Below are 16571 nucleotides of genomic sequence, written 5' to 3'. Positions count from 1 at the left end.
ACGGGATGGATGCGCCGCCACACGGGCGGCGCCTCCGAACCTTCATCCGCGACCAGGCGCCTGCGGCGCCCGGTCGTTTCACTTTCGCTGGATCAGCCAGCGATTGCCGGCAGGCGCGAGATGAACTCGCCGACCAGCGGGTTGGCGAAGGCGAACAGCAGGCCCACGGCGACCGAGATGATGAAGGCGGCGTCGATCAGGCCGGCGGTGATGAACATGCGGACCTGCAGGACCGGGATCAGTTCCGGCTGGCGCGCGGCCGACTCCAGGAACTTACCGGCCATGATGGCCAGACCCAGACCGGCGCCCAGCGCGGCCAGGCCGATCATGATGCCGACGGCGAGGACGGTGGAGCTCTGAACTTGGGCGAGATTGGTCAGGACGGCGAAGTACATGGTTTTCTCCAGGAACTTGATTGCTAAGGGTTTAGAAACAAACGGATGAAGGGTGAAGCGAAACTCAGTGAGCGTCTTCCGACAGGCTCAGGTACACGATGGACAGCATCATGAAGATGAAGGCCTGCAGCGGGATCACCAGCAGGTGGAACAGCATCCAGCCGAAGCCGGCGAACGCGCCTGCAAACATGCCGGCGATACCTGCACCGCCCAGCACCCAGATCAGCAGGAACACGATTTCACCGCCGAACATGTTGCCGAACAGTCGCATCGCCAGCGAAATCGGCTTGCTCAGCCACTCGACGATGTTCAGGATCAGGTTGAACGGCATCATCCACTTGCCGAACGGTGCGGTCAGGAATTCCTTGGTGAAACCACCAATACCCTTGGCGCGCAACGCGAAGAACAGCATCAGGAAGAACACGCTGATCGACATGCCCAGGGTGGCATTGACGTCAGCGGTGGGGACCGGCTTCCAGTACGGCACGCCCATCAGTTCGAGCGGCTTGGCGATGAAGTCGGCCGGGATCATCTTGATGAGGTTCATCAGGAGGATCCAGAAGAAGATCGTGATCGCGATCGGGGTCACCAGCTTGCTGGTGCCGTGATAGGTGTCCTTGGCCTGGCGGTCAACGAACTCCAGGCAGATCTCGACGAATGCCTGCCACTTGCCCGGCACGCCGGAGGTGGCCTTGCGGGTCGCCATCCAGAAGGCGACGACCATCACCAGGCCCATCAGCAGCGAGGTTACCAGCGTGTCCACGTGGATCGCCCACGGGGTGCCATGACCTGCAGTCAGATTGTGCAGGTGATGCTGGATGTAGGAGGTGGGTGTAAGCGCCTCGCCTGCCATGTGTCCGGAACCTTAAGTTAAATGAATTCGATTAGCGCCTGGCCATGGCCAGGACCTGGAACATCAGCCCGACGGCGATACCGGCCAACAGCGCCAGTGCAGGCAGCTTGAAGACCAGGAACCCCACCATCAGGACACCAAAAACGAGCGCCCACTTGGCCACGATCGCAACGATCAGGCGTGCCATGGCCGAACCGGCCCCCAGCGCACCACCACCCAGCGCCATCCGTGCCGCCACCCAACCACCGGCCGAAACCGCCACACCGGATGCCAGGGCACCAAGGGCATACTTCGGCCCCACCAGCAGGAAGGCCAGAGCCAGGACAGCCACCGCGGCCAGCGGGTAGACCGCGGCGCGCAGCATCAGTCGCCGACCCGTTTCTACGGAGTTCAGCACAGGACGTCCCGCGTGGTTACAAGTGGATGGCTGAGGCGACTACAGCAGGGGGGGCCTCATCGAGCCGCCAAATTATAGCAATGGGACAATTTGCGAGACAACCGCTGCCTGTTCATATCGGAACAGCGCAAGTTGCGGTAAGGGCTGCGGTTTTGCAGCCCACCACGGGGACAATGCCATCTGCGCGATGTTGCGGTGCAGCGCATTGAACTTTGGTCGCAGGCGGCGGAACTTTCCGCCGACGGCAGTGGTCCCATCTTCCGACCTGCCTGCAGCTACCTCGTCGACGCTTCGCCTGCAGGTCCCCATGATGGCCCCGAAGCGCCGCTCCGGGGCCATCTTTTCGCAGGGCGCTGACAGCGCTGAACCGTCCACATCGCGTGGACCATACCTTCACGAATGGTGGACAGCGACGTCCGGCAAAGTGGCCTTCATTCCGATGAACCACTGCAAGGACTCTTTCGATGCGCTCCGTCCCCACCCTGCTCGCCCTCTCGCTTCTCGCCGCCGGCGCGTCGTTCGCCTCCTCCGCCCATGCCGCCGAAGGCGATGACCGCTTCGCCCTGCGCCTGGGTGCGATGAACATCGACTCGGACAACACCCTGCGCGGCAACACCAATGTCGCCGGCCAGGACATCGGCTTCTCCGAGGACTTCAAGCTGGGTGGCAAGGAATGGGAGCCGCGCATCGACGGCATGTTCCGCATCAGCAACCGCCAGCGCCTGCTGTTCAACTACTTCAAGTACGACAAGGACCGCCGCGAGACGCTTGGCCAGGACATTTCCTTCGGCAACGTCAACGTGCCGGCCGACAGCTTCGTCAAGGCCGAGCTGAAGTACCAGGTGGCCAGCCTGGTGTATGACTACTCGGTGGTGGACACCGAGAAGTTCGATCTCGGCCTGCAGCTGGGTGCCGAATACGCCAAGGTCAGCACCAAGGGCTACGCCGACCTGGGCACGGTGTATGAAGGCCAGTTCCTGGACGAGAAGACCGACGGTGTGGCGCCGGTGGTCGGTGCACGCCTGAGCTTCACCCCGTCCGAAAAGTGGATGATCACCCTGCAGGGCCAGTACCTCAACACGCGCTGGGGCAGCTTCGACGACTACAAGGGTGACCTCAGCCGCGCCAACGCGATCGTCGATTACCGCTTCACCCAGAACTTCGGCGTGTTCGCCGGCTACGACTGGTTCAAGCTGGATGCGGACAAGAAGGGCAGCGACGGCACCATCGGCCTGAAGCAGGAATTCAAGGGCCCGGTGGCGGGTATCAGCGTCACCTTCTAAACCCTGCTCCCCTTCCACAGCATTCTCTCTCCTGGCGCGGCCTCCGGAACATCGGGGGCCGCGTTTTTTTGTGGCTTCCTGGCAGAAGAGCAGAAGCGGGTTGGTCGAGCGCTGGAGGGAGAGGGGGCGGGGTGCGAATGTCCCCCGGCGCCGGCCTGCGGCCGTCACCTCCTCCTATACTTCGCACCCAGCCCCCTCTCCCTCCGCGTGTCAGGCATCCAGGCAGCCGCGCGCGGGCGGCAGGCGTTTCGACAAAGTAAAGGAGGAGGCGACCGCCGAAGGCGGGCGACGGGGGACATTTGTCGAAATGCCTGCCGCCCGCGCAGCGGCCCTACAGCTCGCAAAAATCCGGAACGGAGAAACAAAAAAACCCCGGCAATGCCGGGGCTTTTTGTTCGGGAAGGCGCGGGCGCCTTATTTCTTCTTCGGCATGTACAGATCGGTGATCGTGCCGTCGTAGATTTCCGAGGCCATCGCCACCGACTCGCTCAGCGTCGGGTGCGCATGGATGGTGTGGCCGATATCCTCGGCCTCGGCACCCATCTCGATCGCCAGGCCGATCTCGGCCAGCAGGTCACCGGCGTGCACGCCGACGATCGCACCGCCGATGATGCGGTGGCTGTCCTCGTCGAAGATCAGCTTGGTGAAGCCCTCGGTGCGACCGATGCCGATCGCGCGGCCGCTGGCGGCCCACGGGAACTTGGCCACGCCAACCTTCAGGCCCTTGGCCTTGGCTTCGGTCTCGGTGACGCCAACCCAGGCGATTTCCGGGTTGGTGTAGGCCACCGACGGAATCACCCGCGCGACCCACTCCTTCTTGTGCCCGGCAGCCACTTCGGCCGCCAGCTTGCCCTCGTGCGTGGCCTTGTGGGCCAGCATCGGGTTGCCGACGATGTCGCCGATGGCAAAGATGTGCGGCACGTTGGTGCGCATCTGCCGGTCGACCGGAATGAAGCCACGATCGGTCACCTGCACGCCGGCCTTTTCAGCATCGATCTTCTTGCCGTTCGGCGAACGACCCACGGCCACCAGCACGCGGTCGAAGGTGCCCTGCGCCAATGCCGGCGCCTGGCCTTCCTCGGCGGCTTCGAAGGTCACGGTGATGCCCTTGGCATCGGCGGTCACGCCGGAGGCCTTGGTCTTCAGGTGCACGTCAATGCCCTGCTTCTTCAGGCGGTCGGCCAGCGGCTTGACCAGGTCCTTGTCGGCGCCCGGCATCAGCTGGTCCATGAACTCGACCACGGTGACCTTGCTGCCCAGCGCGCCGTACACGGTGGCCATTTCCAGGCCGATGATGCCGCCGCCGACGACCAGCAGCGAGCCCGGCACTTCGGCCAGCTCCAGCGCGTCGGTGGAGTCCATCACGCGCTTGTCGTCCCACGGGAAGTTCGGCAGCTTCACCGCCTGCGAACCGGCGGCGATGATGCACTTCTGGAAGCGCAGCAGCTGGGTGCTGCCGTCAGCGGCGGTGATTTCCAGCTCATTGGCGGACACGAACTTGCCCACGCCCTGCACGCTGCGGACCTTGCGCTGCTTGGCCATGCCGGCCAGGCCCTTGGTCAGCTGGTTGACGACCTTTTCCTTGTACTGGCGCAGCTTGTCCAGGGTGATGGTCGGCTTGCCGAACTCGACGCCGAAATCACCGGCATGGGCGACTTCGTCGATCACCGCAGCGGCGTGCAGCAGTGCCTTGGACGGGATGCAGCCGACGTTGAGGCAGACGCCGCCGAGGCTGGCGTAGCGTTCGACCAGCACCGTATCCAGGCCGACGTCGGCGGCGCGGAAGGCGGCGGTGTAGCCGCCCGGGCCCGAGCCCAGCACAACCATTTCGCATTCGATGTCGGCGGCCTTGCCACTGGACAGTGCCGGCTTCGGTGCTGCGGGCTCGGCGGGGGCGCGGTGCGACGGCGTCACCGGCGGCTTGCTGGCCGGGGCGGCGGCCGCCGGGGCCGGCGCAGCGGCCTTGGCCGGCGCTTCAGCGGCGCCTTCGGTCTCCAGCAGCACGACGACCGCGCCTTCGGACAGCGTGTCGCCCAGCTTGACCTTGATTTCCTTGACCACGCCGGCTGCCGAGGACGGCACTTCCAGGGTCGCCTTGTCCGACTCCAGGGTCACCAGACCCTGGTCTTTCTTCACCGTATCGCCAACGGCGACCAGCACTTCGATCACCGGCACATCGCTGTAATCGCCGATGTCGGGAACCTTGATTTCAATCGTGGCCATGGTGGGTTTTCCTCGTGCCCGACCGGCGTGGCCGGCGGGCTGTCACTGCGTTTCGACAGGCGGCCGCGCCAGGGGCAGCGGCCGCACGGTGGGGGCGAAGCGGTGCCTTACAGCAGCACGCGGCGCATGTCGGCCAGCACCTGCGAGAGGTACGTGGTGAAGCGTGCGGCCAGGGCGCCATCGATGACGCGGTGGTCGTAGCTCAGCGACAGCGGCAGCATCAGCTTCGGTGCGAACTCCTTGCCATTCCAGACCGGCTGGATGGACGACTTGGAGACGCCGAGGATGGCCACTTCCGGGGCATTGACGATCGGGGTGAACGCGGTGCCGCCGATGCCGCCCAGCGAGCTGATCGAGAAGCAACCGCCGCTCATGTCGGCCGGGCCCAGCTTGCCGTCACGCGCCTTCTTGGCCAGCTCGCCGGTTTCCTGCGCGATCTGCACCACGCCCTTCTTGTCGACGTCGCGGATGACCGGAACGACCAGGCCGTTCGGGGTATCGGCAGCGAAACCGATGTTGAAGTACTTCTTCAGGGTCAGGTTCTCGCCGCTGGCATCGAGCGAGGCGTTGAACTCCGGGAACTTCTTCAGCGCCGCGGCGCTGGCCTTGATCAGGAAGGCGAGCATGGTCAGCTTGATGCCGGCCTTCTCGTTCTCCTTGTTCAGCGCCACGCGCAGGCCTTCCAGGTCGGTGATGTCGGCCTGCTCGAACTGGGTGACGTGCGGGATCATCGCCCAGTTGCGGGCCAGGTTCGCACCGGAGATCTTCTTGATGCGCGACAGCGGCTGCACTTCAACGTCGCCGAACTTGCTGAAATCAACCTTCGGCCACGGCAGCAGGTTGAGGCCACCGCCGGCAGCCACGGTGCCACCGGCAGCTGCCGGAGCGCCGCCGCTGAGCGCGGCCTTGACGAACTTCTGCACGTCGGCCTTGGTGATGCGGCCGCCCTTCTCGCTGCCACTGACCTGCAGCAGGTCGACACCGAGCTCACGGGCGAACACGCGCACCACCGGCGATGCGTAGGGCACCTTGGCCGGCAGCACGCCATCGGCGTTGAACTGTACCGGCGGGCTGGTCGGCGCGCCGGCCGAGGGGGCGCTGGCGATCTCGCGGGCGGCCAGCTTGTCCGGCTGGGCCGGCACGGCGACCGGCTCGACCTTGGTAGCGGTCTCGGCGGCGGCCGGGGCAGCAGCGGCGGCAGCCTTGCCCGGGGCCGGGGCGGCAGCGCCTTCGGCTTCGATGATGGCGACCACGTTGCCCTGCGACAGGTTGTCGCCGACCTTGACCTTGATCTCCTTGACCACGCCGGCGACCGACGACGGCACTTCCATGGTGGCCTTGTCGCTTTCCAGCGTGACCAGGCCCTGGTCCTTCTTCACCGTATCGCCCACGGCGACCAGCACTTCGATGACCGGAATGCCGCTGTAATCGCCGATATCCGGCACCAGGGCTTCCACCGCGCCGCCGCTGGCAGCGGGGGCGGCAGCAGCGGCCGGAGCGGGAGCGGCCTGGGTGGCAGCGGCCGGAGCAGCGGCCGGAGCAGCGGCCTTGGCCGGTGCGGGTGCAGCGGCGGGTGCAGCGGCAGCGGCCGGCTGGGCAGCCTCGCCGTCGGCCACTTCGATCAGTGCCACGACCTTGCCTTCGGACAGGCTGTCGCCCAGCTTGACCTTGATTTCCTTGACCACGCCGGCCACCGAGGACGGCACCTCCATGGTCGCTTTATCGCTTTCCAGCGTGACCAGGCCCTGGTCCTTCTTCACCGTATCGCCGACGGCAACAAGCACCTCGATTACCGGGATATCGCTGTAGTCACCGATATCGGGGACACGTGCTTCCTTGATTTCGGCCATGGGGAGAACTCCGGCAATCTGGTGTAGGGAAACGTCTATTGTGCGGCCAGCGGGAGCCAGCGCCAACCGTTACAGGTGTTTTCAGTACGCACGCAGCCGGGACACGCTGTTGCTCATGGCCCGCCGGCGCTTCCAGTCGGTAGCGTATTGTCCTGCCGATGTCCGCTTGATGTCGCCAGTGCGACGGCCACCGGCTGCCAGGCCTGGCGCAGGCGCGGCAAGGACCACGCTGCGTTGGCCGGACTGGTGGACGGCAGCGCCAGCACCTTGGCCGACGTGGCCAGCTGCGGCTGCACCCAGCGCTGGAAGGCCTGCATCGCCGCGCCACCGTTGCAGCCGATCAGCTGCAGGTCAGGCAGTGCGGCGATCAGTGCGGGAAGTGCATTGGCCACTTCCGTGCCACGCACGATGTCCGCATCCAGGCTTCCGCGTCGTTTGCAGCGGCCGATCACATCCCACAGGCCGACACCATTGGCTGCCAGCGCCTGCAGTCGCTGCGCGTACGGCATTGCCGGGTCGAAGCCGCACAGATCGCCGAGCAAGGGCCAGAAACGATTGCGCGGGTGCGCGTAGTAATGCTGTGCCTGCAACGAAGCGATACCGGGCATTGAACCCAGCAGCAACACCCGGCAATCCGCGTTCACCTGCGCAGGCAGGCCGATGCACAACGTTGCAGCGCTCACATCTTCTCCAACTGCATGAATATTCCAGGAGGGCAGAAACCGCATGGAAACAGGGATTTCGCGCTGTTCGCTGAACAGTGCGAACTAATTTTTAACGCGCGTCGGATTCGATTCATGTTGGGGCGACTACGGTGTGCTCGCCCCGCAACCGGGGGCCCAAAACAAGAAACATTAGGAGATTCCCCCATGCGCTCCATCCGTATCCTGAGCCTCGCCCTGCTGACCTCCGCCGCGTTTGCACCGGCTGCCTTCGCGCAGGACAGCAGCACCACCGATACCGCCTCGGGCAAGCATTTTGCCGTGGTTGGCGGCGTCTCGCTGCTGCAGCCGAAGAATGACCCGATCGACGGCATCAAGAAGGTCGATGGCGGCCCGGCACCGACCGTCAGCTTCAGCTACTACATCAACGACAACTGGGCCGTTGAACTGTGGGGCGCTGCAGACAAGTTCGACCACAAGGTGAAGGGCCCGGGCAATGCCCGCCTCGGCAACGTCGAGCAGCAGCCGGTCGCGCTGAGCGGCCAGTACCACTTCGGCCAGGCTGACAACGTGTTCCGTCCGTTCGTGGGCGTGGGCTACTTCCAGTCGGCCTTCAGCAATGAAACCCTGGCCGACGGCAGCGACTCCGACATCCGCCTGAAGGACGCCAAGGGCGTGATCGGCACCGTCGGTGTGGACATGAACATCAACTCGACCTGGTTCGCCCGTGCCGACGCCCGCTACATGCGTTCGCGTCCGGACGTGAAGGTCGGCGGCGAGAAGATCGGCGAAGCGAAGATGGATCCGTGGACCGTCGGCTTCGGCATCGGCGCCCGCTTCTAAGCGCTTCTGCGTCATTGTTGTACCGCGACGGGCCCTTCGGGGCCCGTCGTCGTTTCCGTCACCCGGGTTCTGTAGAGTCGACTGACAGTCGAATCTACACAGAAGGGATGCGGAGGCGCGATGCACGAGGTCGACCTGCTGGTGATCGGCGCTGGCATCAACGGCGCCGGTATCGCCCGTGATGCCAGCGGCCGCGGGCTGAAGGTGCTGCTGTGCGAACAGCACGACCTGGCAGCACACACCTCCAGCGCCAGCAGCAAGCTGATCCATGGCGGACTGCGCTATCTGGAACAGGGCGAGTTCGGCCTGGTGCGCAAGGCGCTGGGCGAGCGCGAGGTGGTGCGTCGGCAGGCGCCGTTCCTGGTGCGGCCGCTGTGCTTCGTGCTTCCGTGGCAGCCGCACCTGCGCCCGCGCTGGATGCTGCGGCTCGGGCTCTGGCTGTACGACCATCTGGGCCGGCGCGGTCCCGCCTTTCCTGCGTCGCGCGCCGTGGATCTGCACGACGATCCACTCGGCGCGCTGCTGTCGCCACAGCTGCAGCACGCCTTCAGCTACGCCGACGCGCAGGTGGATGATGCGCGGCTGGTCATCCTCAACGCGCTCGATGCTGCGCAGCGGGGTGCATGCATCCTGACCGGCACGCGCTGCGTGGACCTGCAACGCGGGCACGGACGCTGGCACGCCGTACTGGAAAACGCCGCAGGCCATCAGCAGACCGTGCAGGCACAGGCGGTGGTCAACGCCGCAGGCCCCTGGGCCGGCGGTCTGCTGGAGCGCATGCACGCCCGCAGCGGCGGACCTGCGCTGCGCCTGGTCCAGGGCAGCCACATCGTGCTGCGCCGCGCCTGGCCGAACGACCGCGCCTGCCTGCTGCAGCAGCCCGACGGCCGTGTGGTGTTCCTGCTGCCCTTCCACGACCACCTGCTCATCGGCACCACCGACACCGACTATCGCGGCGACCCCGCACGCTGCAGTGTGCTGCCCGCGGAAGTGGACTACCTGTGCAGCGCTGCCAACGGCTACCTGCGCGATCCGGTCGCACCTGCCGAGGTGGTCTGGCAGTTTGCCGGCGTGCGCCCGTTGCTGGCCGACCCGGACCCGCGCGCGGCCAAACTGAGCCGTGACTATCGCCTGCAACTGGACGCCGACGGTGCGCCTGCGCTGCACGTGCTGGGCGGCAAGCTGACCACGTACCGGGTACTGGCCGAGGAGGCACTGGACCTGCTGCGCCCCTATCTGCCGCACGCCCGCCCCGCCTGGACGGCGGCAGGCGAGCCACTGCCCGGCAGCGACTGGGGCGATGCCGGGCAGGCACGGGAACAGCTTCGGCACCAGGCCCCCTGGCTGCCGGAGGCCACGCTGCGGCGCTGGGCCAGCGCCTATGGCAGTCGCAGCATCGATCTGCTGCACGGCGCACGCAGCCTGTTCGATCTGGGCGAAGACTTTGGCGCGGGCCTGCACGCACGCGAGGTGGCGTTCCTGTGCGACCACGAGTGGGCCCGCAGCGCCGAGGATGTACTGTGGCGGCGGAGCAAGCTGGGGCTGCAGATGGACGCGACACAGGCGGCACGGCTGCAGGCCTGGATGGATTCACGTCGCCGGTAATGCCGCGCGCGGCCCGGCGCCACCGATGCATTACGATCCCAACATCGCCACCGGAGACGCTGCATGACGCCCCGCTACGTGCTGGCCATCGACCAGGGAACCACCAGTTCGCGCGCGATCCTGTTCGATCGCGCCGGCGACATCGTCGGCAGCGCGCAGCGCGAGTTTGCCCAGTTGTTTCCACAGCCGGGCTGGGTCGAGCATGACCCGCGCGAGATCCTGACCAGCGTCTATGCCACGATCACCGAACTGCTCAGCCGCGAACAGATCGATCCCCGCCACATCGCCGCACTGGGCATCACCAACCAGCGCGAAACCACCGTGGTCTGGGACCGTGCCAGCGGCCAGCCGATCCACAACGCCATCGTCTGGCAGTCGCGGCAGAGCCAGGCGATCTGCGAGCGGCTGAAGTCCGACGGCCACGAAGCGCTGATCCGCGAGCGTACCGGCCTGCTGATCGATGCCTATTTCTCGGCCACCAAGATCCGCTGGATCCTCGACCACGTCGACGGCGCGCAGCAGCGGGCCGAGCGCGGCGAGCTGCTGTTCGGCACCATCGACAGCTGGCTGGTGTGGAATCTCAGCGGCGGCCAGGCGCACGTGACCGACTACAGCAACGCCGCGCGTACGCTGCTGTTCAACATCCACACCTTGGACTGGGACGAGGACCTGCTGGCCCTGCTGGACATTCCGCGTGCGATGCTGCCGCAGGTGCGCGATTCCAGTTCGGTGTACGCGCACACGCGCCCGCAGTTCTTCTTCGACCATCCGATCCCGATTGCCGGCATCGCCGGCGACCAGCAGGCCGCGCTGTTCGGCCAGGCCTGCTTCCAGCCAGGCATGGTCAAGAACACCTATGGCACCGGCTGCTTCATGCTGATGCACACCGGCACGCAGGCCGTGCGCTCGCGCAATGGCCTGCTGACCACCATTGCCTGGGGCCTGGAGGGAAAGGTGGAATACGCGCTGGAGGGGTCGATCTTCATCGCCGGCTCGGTGGTGCAGTGGCTGCGCGATGGGCTGCGCATGATCGATCGCGCTGCTGACAGCCAGGCCTTGGCCGCACAGGTGCCGGACAGCGCGGGGGTGTACCTGGTGCCGGCCTTCGTCGGCCTGGGTGCACCGTACTGGCGCAGCGACGTGCGCGGTGCGATGTTCGGCCTGACCCGTGGCACAGGCAAGGCCCACTTCGTGCGCGCAGCGCTGGAGGCGATGGCCTACCAGACCCGCGACGTTCTGGATGCGATGCAGTCCGATGCGGGCATCTCGCTCAGTGAACTGCGCGCCGATGGCGGCGCGATCGGCAACGACTTCCTTGCCAGCTTCCAGGCCGACATCCTCGGCGTCCCCCTGCTGCGACCGCGGGTGACCGAGACCACCGCGCTGGGTGCGGCCTATCTGGCCGGGCTGGCGGTCGGCTTCTGGGAGAGCCGCGAACAGATCGCGGCACAGTGGGGGCTGGATCGCCGCTTCGAACCGCAGATGGCGGTGGCCCGGCGCGAGAAACTCTACGCCGGGTGGCAGCAGGCCGTGGCCGCCACCCTCGCCTTCCACGTCGACTGACGGTAGTGCCGGCCGCTGGCCGGCAACACCGTGATCTTCGGGTACACCTGCTGGGTTGCCGGMCAGCGGCCGGCACTACCCCAGAGTCAGAACGCCGGCAGCACCGCGCCCTTGTACTTGGTCTCGATGAAGGCCTTCACCTGCGGTCCGGTCAGCGCCTTGGCCAGCTTCTGCACGCGGGCGTCGTCCTTGTTGTCCGGGCGGGCGACCAGGAAGTTCACGTACGGCGAGTCCTTGCTCTCGATCGCCAGCGCGTCCTTGGTCGGGTTGAGGCCGGCATCCAGCGCATAGTTGGTGTTGATCAGGGCCAGATCGACCTGGTCGAGCACGCGCGGCAGCATGGCCGAATCCAGCTCGCGGAACTTCAGGTTCTTCGGGTTGGAAACGATGTCGCGCTGGGTGGCCAGTGCGTTGGTCGGATCCTTCAGCTCGATCACGCCGGCCTTGTGCAGCAGGATCAGCGCGCGGCTGTTGTTGCTGGGGTCGTTGGGGATCACCACATCGGCCCCTTCACGCAGTTCGGCCAGCGACTTGATCTTGCGCGAGTAGGCACCGAACGGCTCGATGTGCACGCCCACCACCTTGGTCAGGTCGGTCTTGCGATCACGGTTGTAGGCGTCCAGGTACGGTTCGGTCTGGAAGTAGTTGGCATCCACCTGCTTCTGCACCAGCTGGTCGTTGGGCTGCACGTAGTCGTTGAACACGCGCACGTCCAGCTCCACGCCTTCCTGCTTGAGGATCGGCTTGACCACTTCCAGGATCTCGGCGTGCGGCACGGCGGTGGCGGCCACCACCAGCTTCTGCGAAGGCTCACCGGACTTGCCGCAGGCGGTCAGGGCCAGCGCAGCGGCGAACAGGGGCAGCAACAGGGTCTTCTTCATGGGCGCAATCGATCTCGGGGGAGGTGTCAGGATTTTTCGTAGTTGGTCAGGGCCAGTTCCAGCAGTGCCTTGGCCTGCTCGCGCAGCATCATCGGCTCGACGATCTCGGCATCGGACCCGTAATGCAACACGTCCATCAACAGTTCGCGCGACACGCTGTAGGGCACTTTCAATTCGTAGCGGCCATCGGCGAGGAAGCGTCCCTGCTGCTTGGAGTGCCAGTGCTCGTCGGCCACCCAGCGCGCGGCCTTGGCACTGAACAGGATGGTTGCCCAGCCCTTGGGCGCACCGGAGAAGATGCCGTAGCTGGCGCCGAGCTGCTCGTCCAGTTCGCTGTCGGCGACATCGCGGGCGGTGCTGTCGATCACCCGCGCCTTGTAGATGCGGTCCACCGCGAAGCTGCGCAGGGCCTCGCGATCATGGTCCCAGCCGTCCAGGTACCAGTTGTCGCGGTAATGGGTCAGCCGTTGCGGCGATACGGTGCGCTTGGTCGCTTCGTCGGTCGAGCGGGCGCGGTACTCAAAGCCCAGCTGCTTGCGCTCCAGCACCGCCGAGGCCACCGAACGGAAGCTGGCTTCATCGAACTTGCGGCCACGGTGCGGAATCACCCGCACCCGATCCACCGGCCAGCTGGAAACACCGGCCTGGGCGGCCAGCAGGCTCTCGATGCGCTGCTGCAGCGGCGCCAGCACCGAAGACAGCACGCCGCCGCCGGTACGGGCCAGCAGGTGCTGCGAGGCCAGCAGGGCGTGCAGCTCCTCCGAGCTCAGCCACAGGCCGGGCAGCTCGAAGCGGTCGCTCTCGTCGGCCAGGTAGCGGAAGCCGGCCTCGCCATCGCCCTCGATCGGCGCCATCAGCGCATCGCGCAGGAACGCCAGGTCGCGGTAGACGGTGGCCCGGGAGCAACCGAGCTTGTCCTGCAGGGTCGCCACCGTCACCGGATAGCGTGCGGACTTGAGCAGACGATGCAGGGCGGTGATGCGTTCGTATCGGTCCATGCCCCCGATTATGTCCGAGTCTCGGGCGTTGTGGCGGACGATTGGGCTATCGTGGGCGCCCCCTGCCCCGTGGAGCGCCCGATGCGCCGGTTGTCTGTCCTGCCCCTGCTGGCCTGCCTGCTGCTGGCCGCCTGCGACCGCGCACCGGCGCCCACCGACGCTGCGACGCCCGTCCCCGCTGCCGATCCGGCGCAGGCGGTGCTGTCTGCCAGCCAGCGCTTTGCCGCCCTGCGCAGCTTCCATGCCGAGCTGGAGGTGCTGGGCGCGCAGCAGCCGGTGCGTACCGCGATGGACTTCGTCGCCCCGGACCGGTTCCGGGTACAGACCCCTGCCGGACCACAGGTGATCATCGGCGACACCATGTTCCTGCAGGCCGACGATGCGATCCGCCAGGTGCCGACCCCGCCGGGGCTGCTGGAGCAATGGCGCAGCCCGCTGCCTGCCGATATCCCCGCACAGGCCCTGCAGGCCGAAGACCTGGGCGAGCAGACGCTGGACGGCGTCAGCACCCGCCACTACCGCCTGCGTGGCGCCACGGCCGGTGAGCGCCTGGAGTACTGGGTGGATGCGCAGGGCCTGCCGCGGCAGATCGTGCGCAGCGGCCACAACAACGGCAAGCCCTTCCAGCTGCGGCTGCGGTACTCGCGCTTCAACGATCCTGCCCTGCAGGTCGACCTGCCCTGAATGGGCCTGGCCGACAACGCCTGCTGAAGCAGGCGGGACGGGCGATTCGGACGGTCATCACGCTTCCAGTATCATCACCGGCTGCCAACCGCTTCGGAGAAGCCTCGATGTCCCTGCGCGTGTCCCTGCTGGTCCCCTTGCTGCTCTGCGCCCCGCTGGCGTATGCGCAGGATGCCTCCGAACTGGCGGCGATGTCCTCGCCGTGGAGCGGCAGTGGTGGCGAACTCGGCTTCGCGTCGGCACGTGGCAACAGCAGCACCGAGAGCTTCAACGGCCGCCTGCGCCTGCGCTACACCGATGGCGACTGGGTGCACAGCATGGACCTGTTCGGCCTGCGCTCCAGCTCCAAGGTGACCGAAACCAGCGACGACGGCACCACCACGCGCCGCAACAACACCACCGCCAACCGCTACACCGGCAGTGCAGGCAGCGCGCTGCAGCTGGGCGAACATCGCCAGCTGACGGCCACGGTACGTACCGAGCGTGATGACTTCGCCACCTACGACCGGCAGAGCTCGTTCGGTCTGGGTTACGGCACCCGGCTGTGGAACACCGAGCGTTTCTCGTTCGATGCGCAGATCGGCCCCGGTGTGCGCCGCACCCACAGCACCGAGGACGACCGCACCCGCACCGGCCTGATCGGTCGCGGCCTGTTCGACCTGAAGTACTCGCTGACCGACAACACCGACCTGATCAACACGCTGCTGGTCGAATCGGGTTCGTACAACACCTTCGGCCAGAACGATTTTGGTGTCTCGGTGAGCATGAACGAGCACCTGGCGCTGAAGGCCGGCTGGCAGGCGCGTTACAACAGCGACGTCGCCGAGGACAAGCGCAAGACCGATACGCTGACCACGATGAACGTGGTCTACAAGTTCAAATAAGCGAAACGGGCGCCTGGCGCCCGTTCTGCTTTTGGTAGTGCCGGCCGCTGGCCGGCATTACCTGCGGTGGCTCAGACGTTCAACAGCTCGCCAGCACCCGCATCCAGCAGCATCTTCGCCACGCGCTGGCCCAGCACTTCCGGGTCGCTGGCCGGGCCCACGGCGTCGGCACGCACCGCGCGGCCGTCACTGGCGCTGCCGACCAGCCCCTGCAGGTGCAGGTCCTGGCCCTGCCACTGCGCGATCGCCGCCACCGGCACATGGCAGCTGCCATGCAGCGCGCGGTTCATCGCCCGCTCCGCTTCTACACAGGCGCGCGTGGCGGCGTCATCCAGGCCTGCAAACAGCGCCATCAGCGCGGCATTGCCGCCATCGCACTCCACCGCCACCGCGCCCTGCGCCGGCGCCGGCAACCACTGCGGCGGCTGCAGGCGGGCGACGATGCGATTGCCCAGGCCCAGCCGTTCCAGCCCGGCCACGGCCAGCACGATGGCGTCGTAGCCGCCGTTGTCGAGCTTGGCCAGACGGGTGTTGACGTTGCCGCGCAGGTCCAGCAGCTCCAGGTCCGGGCGCAGCGCACGCAGCTGGGCCTGGCGGCGCAGTGACGAGGTACCGACGCGCGCACCGATCGGCAGTGCATCCAGCGAGGCATACAGGTTGGAGACGAAACCATCGGCCGGATCGTGGCGGGTCAGCATTGCCGGCAGCGCGAACGGCGCATCCAGTTCCATCGGCACATCCTTCAACGAGTGCACCGCGCAGTCGGCCTCGCCACGCAGCATGGCCAGCTCCAGTTCCTTGAGGAACAGGCCCTTGCCACCGATGGCCGCCAGCGAGCGGTCAAGCACTTCATCGCCGCGGGTGCTCATCGGCACCAGTTCCACGTGCAGATCGGGATGTGCCTGGCGCAGGCGGTCGGCGACGTGTTCGCTCTGCCAGAGGGCGAGCGGGCTCTTGCGGGTGGCGATGCGGACGGTTTCCATCCTTTCATTATCGCGCCTATCGGCGGGATACGGCCAACGGCGGAGCCCCTCGTGGCTGGTGTGGTCGTGCAAGCAACAGCTGTGCTTGGCCGGGCGGGGTGGGCTGCGCGGGGGACGCCGTAAACCCATCCCTGGGGGCTTGGCCGCGGCATCCATGCCGCGGACACCCCCACGCAGTCCACCCCGCCCAGCCTCTGACGGTTTCCGTGTGCGTCAGCCACGGAAGATCAAAAGAAAAAAGAAAAAAGCAGAAGCAGAAGCAACAGCCGGCGACTTCCGGGGTCAGATCCCTTTTCCGCAGGAAAAGGGATCTGACCCCTCTTCCCCCACCCGATAACACCAACGCTCTTGCTGTCCGTCACCGGGAAATTCGCGAGGGTGAGGCGGGATGGGCGGGCGGGACCGTTGGCGCCATGGATGGCGCCATCGAGCCCCCATGGATGGGTTTACGGCGTGTCCCGCCCGCC

General features: G+C 66.5%; 15 protein-coding genes. 6 read left to right on the top strand and 9 right to left on the bottom strand.

Annotation, left to right across the window (positions count from 1 at the left end):
- Window positions 1–92: 92 nt before the first annotated feature.
- The 3 genes from atpE to AC1DCU_RS19855 all read right to left on the bottom strand — a co-directional run bounded on the left by atpE (window position 93) and on the right by AC1DCU_RS19855 (window position 1612).
- Window positions 93–395: a F0F1 ATP synthase subunit C gene (gene atpE / locus AC1DCU_RS19865; RefSeq protein WP_442252162.1), complete on the bottom strand. Its 303-nt coding sequence runs from the start codon at window positions 393–395 to the stop codon at window positions 93–95.
- A 64-nt stretch (window positions 396–459) separates the two neighbouring features.
- Window positions 460–1248, bottom strand: a complete 789-nt coding sequence (gene atpB, locus AC1DCU_RS19860) for a F0F1 ATP synthase subunit A (protein WP_025877369.1) — start codon at window positions 1246–1248, stop codon at window positions 460–462.
- A 31-nt stretch (window positions 1249–1279) separates the two neighbouring features.
- The gene (locus AC1DCU_RS19855; RefSeq protein WP_032952006.1) at window positions 1280–1612 is read right to left on the bottom strand and encodes a hypothetical protein; all 333 of its coding nucleotides are present in this window, start codon (window positions 1610–1612) and stop codon (window positions 1280–1282) included.
- A gap of 497 nt (window positions 1613–2109) precedes the next feature.
- On the opposite strand from AC1DCU_RS19855, the gene AC1DCU_RS19850 reads away from it, so the two are divergent.
- Window positions 2110–2928: a hypothetical protein gene (locus AC1DCU_RS19850; RefSeq protein ID WP_025877373.1), complete on the top strand. Its 819-nt coding sequence runs from the start codon at window positions 2110–2112 to the stop codon at window positions 2926–2928.
- A gap of 414 nt (window positions 2929–3342) precedes the next feature.
- Here the strand turns inward: AC1DCU_RS19850 and lpdA are convergent, their stop codons facing one another.
- The 3 genes from lpdA to AC1DCU_RS19835 form a co-directional block, all read right to left on the bottom strand.
- Window positions 3343–5151, bottom strand: coding sequence for a dihydrolipoyl dehydrogenase (lpdA, locus tag AC1DCU_RS19845; RefSeq protein ID WP_313443603.1), 1809 nt, complete (start codon window positions 5149–5151; stop codon window positions 3343–3345).
- A 107-nt stretch (window positions 5152–5258) separates the two neighbouring features.
- Window positions 5259–7001, bottom strand: a complete 1743-nt coding sequence (gene aceF, locus AC1DCU_RS19840) for a dihydrolipoyllysine-residue acetyltransferase (RefSeq protein WP_442252163.1) — start codon at window positions 6999–7001, stop codon at window positions 5259–5261.
- Between the two features lie 113 nt (window positions 7002–7114).
- Window positions 7115–7684, bottom strand: a complete 570-nt coding sequence (locus tag AC1DCU_RS19835; RefSeq protein WP_051585033.1) for a DNA-deoxyinosine glycosylase — start codon at window positions 7682–7684, stop codon at window positions 7115–7117.
- A gap of 186 nt (window positions 7685–7870) precedes the next feature.
- On the opposite strand from AC1DCU_RS19835, the gene AC1DCU_RS19830 reads away from it, so the two are divergent.
- The 3 genes from AC1DCU_RS19830 (at window position 7871) to glpK (ending at window position 11674) form a co-directional block, all read left to right on the top strand.
- The gene (locus AC1DCU_RS19830) at window positions 7871–8506 is read left to right on the top strand and encodes an OmpW/AlkL family protein (RefSeq protein WP_025877381.1); all 636 of its coding nucleotides are present in this window, start codon (window positions 7871–7873) and stop codon (window positions 8504–8506) included.
- 120 nt (window positions 8507–8626) lie between these two features.
- Window positions 8627–10111, top strand: coding sequence for a glycerol-3-phosphate dehydrogenase (glpD, locus tag AC1DCU_RS19825; protein WP_032976573.1), 1485 nt, complete (start codon window positions 8627–8629; stop codon window positions 10109–10111).
- Window positions 10112–10174: 63 nt separating this feature from the next.
- Window positions 10175–11674 (top strand): glycerol kinase GlpK, encoded by a 1500-nt coding sequence (glpK, locus tag AC1DCU_RS19820; RefSeq protein WP_032976574.1) that lies wholly within the window; start codon window positions 10175–10177, stop codon window positions 11672–11674.
- 86 nt (window positions 11675–11760) lie between these two features.
- On the opposite strand, the gene AC1DCU_RS19815 is transcribed toward glpK, so the two are convergent.
- On the bottom strand, window positions 11761–12555 hold the full coding sequence (locus tag AC1DCU_RS19815) for a MetQ/NlpA family ABC transporter substrate-binding protein (protein WP_032976575.1): 795 nt from the start codon (window positions 12553–12555) through the stop codon (window positions 11761–11763).
- 26 nt (window positions 12556–12581) lie between these two features.
- Window positions 12582–13553: a helix-turn-helix transcriptional regulator gene (locus AC1DCU_RS19810; RefSeq protein WP_025877388.1), complete on the bottom strand. Its 972-nt coding sequence runs from the start codon at window positions 13551–13553 to the stop codon at window positions 12582–12584.
- Between the two features lie 81 nt (window positions 13554–13634).
- Between AC1DCU_RS19810 and AC1DCU_RS19805 the strand changes: the two genes are divergently transcribed.
- Together AC1DCU_RS19805 and AC1DCU_RS19800 are read left to right on the top strand one after the other, a co-directional pair.
- Window positions 13635–14237, top strand: a complete 603-nt coding sequence (locus AC1DCU_RS19805; RefSeq protein ID WP_032976576.1) for a LolA family protein — start codon at window positions 13635–13637, stop codon at window positions 14235–14237.
- A gap of 107 nt (window positions 14238–14344) precedes the next feature.
- Entirely contained in the window at window positions 14345–15121 is a 777-nt protein-coding gene (locus tag AC1DCU_RS19800) for a DUF481 domain-containing protein (RefSeq protein ID WP_025877391.1), read from the top strand.
- 71 nt (window positions 15122–15192) lie between these two features.
- Here AC1DCU_RS19800 and hemC read toward each other — a convergent pair whose 3' ends face one another.
- A complete protein-coding gene (hemC, locus tag AC1DCU_RS19795) occupies window positions 15193–16104 on the bottom strand; it encodes a hydroxymethylbilane synthase (protein ID WP_025877394.1) in 912 nt (303 codons plus the stop codon).
- Between the last annotated feature and the right edge of the window lie 467 nt (window positions 16105–16571).

This window comes from Stenotrophomonas sp. 10L48 (genome assembly GCF_056395105.1).
This window is presented reverse-complemented; position numbering and strand designations above follow the sequence as displayed.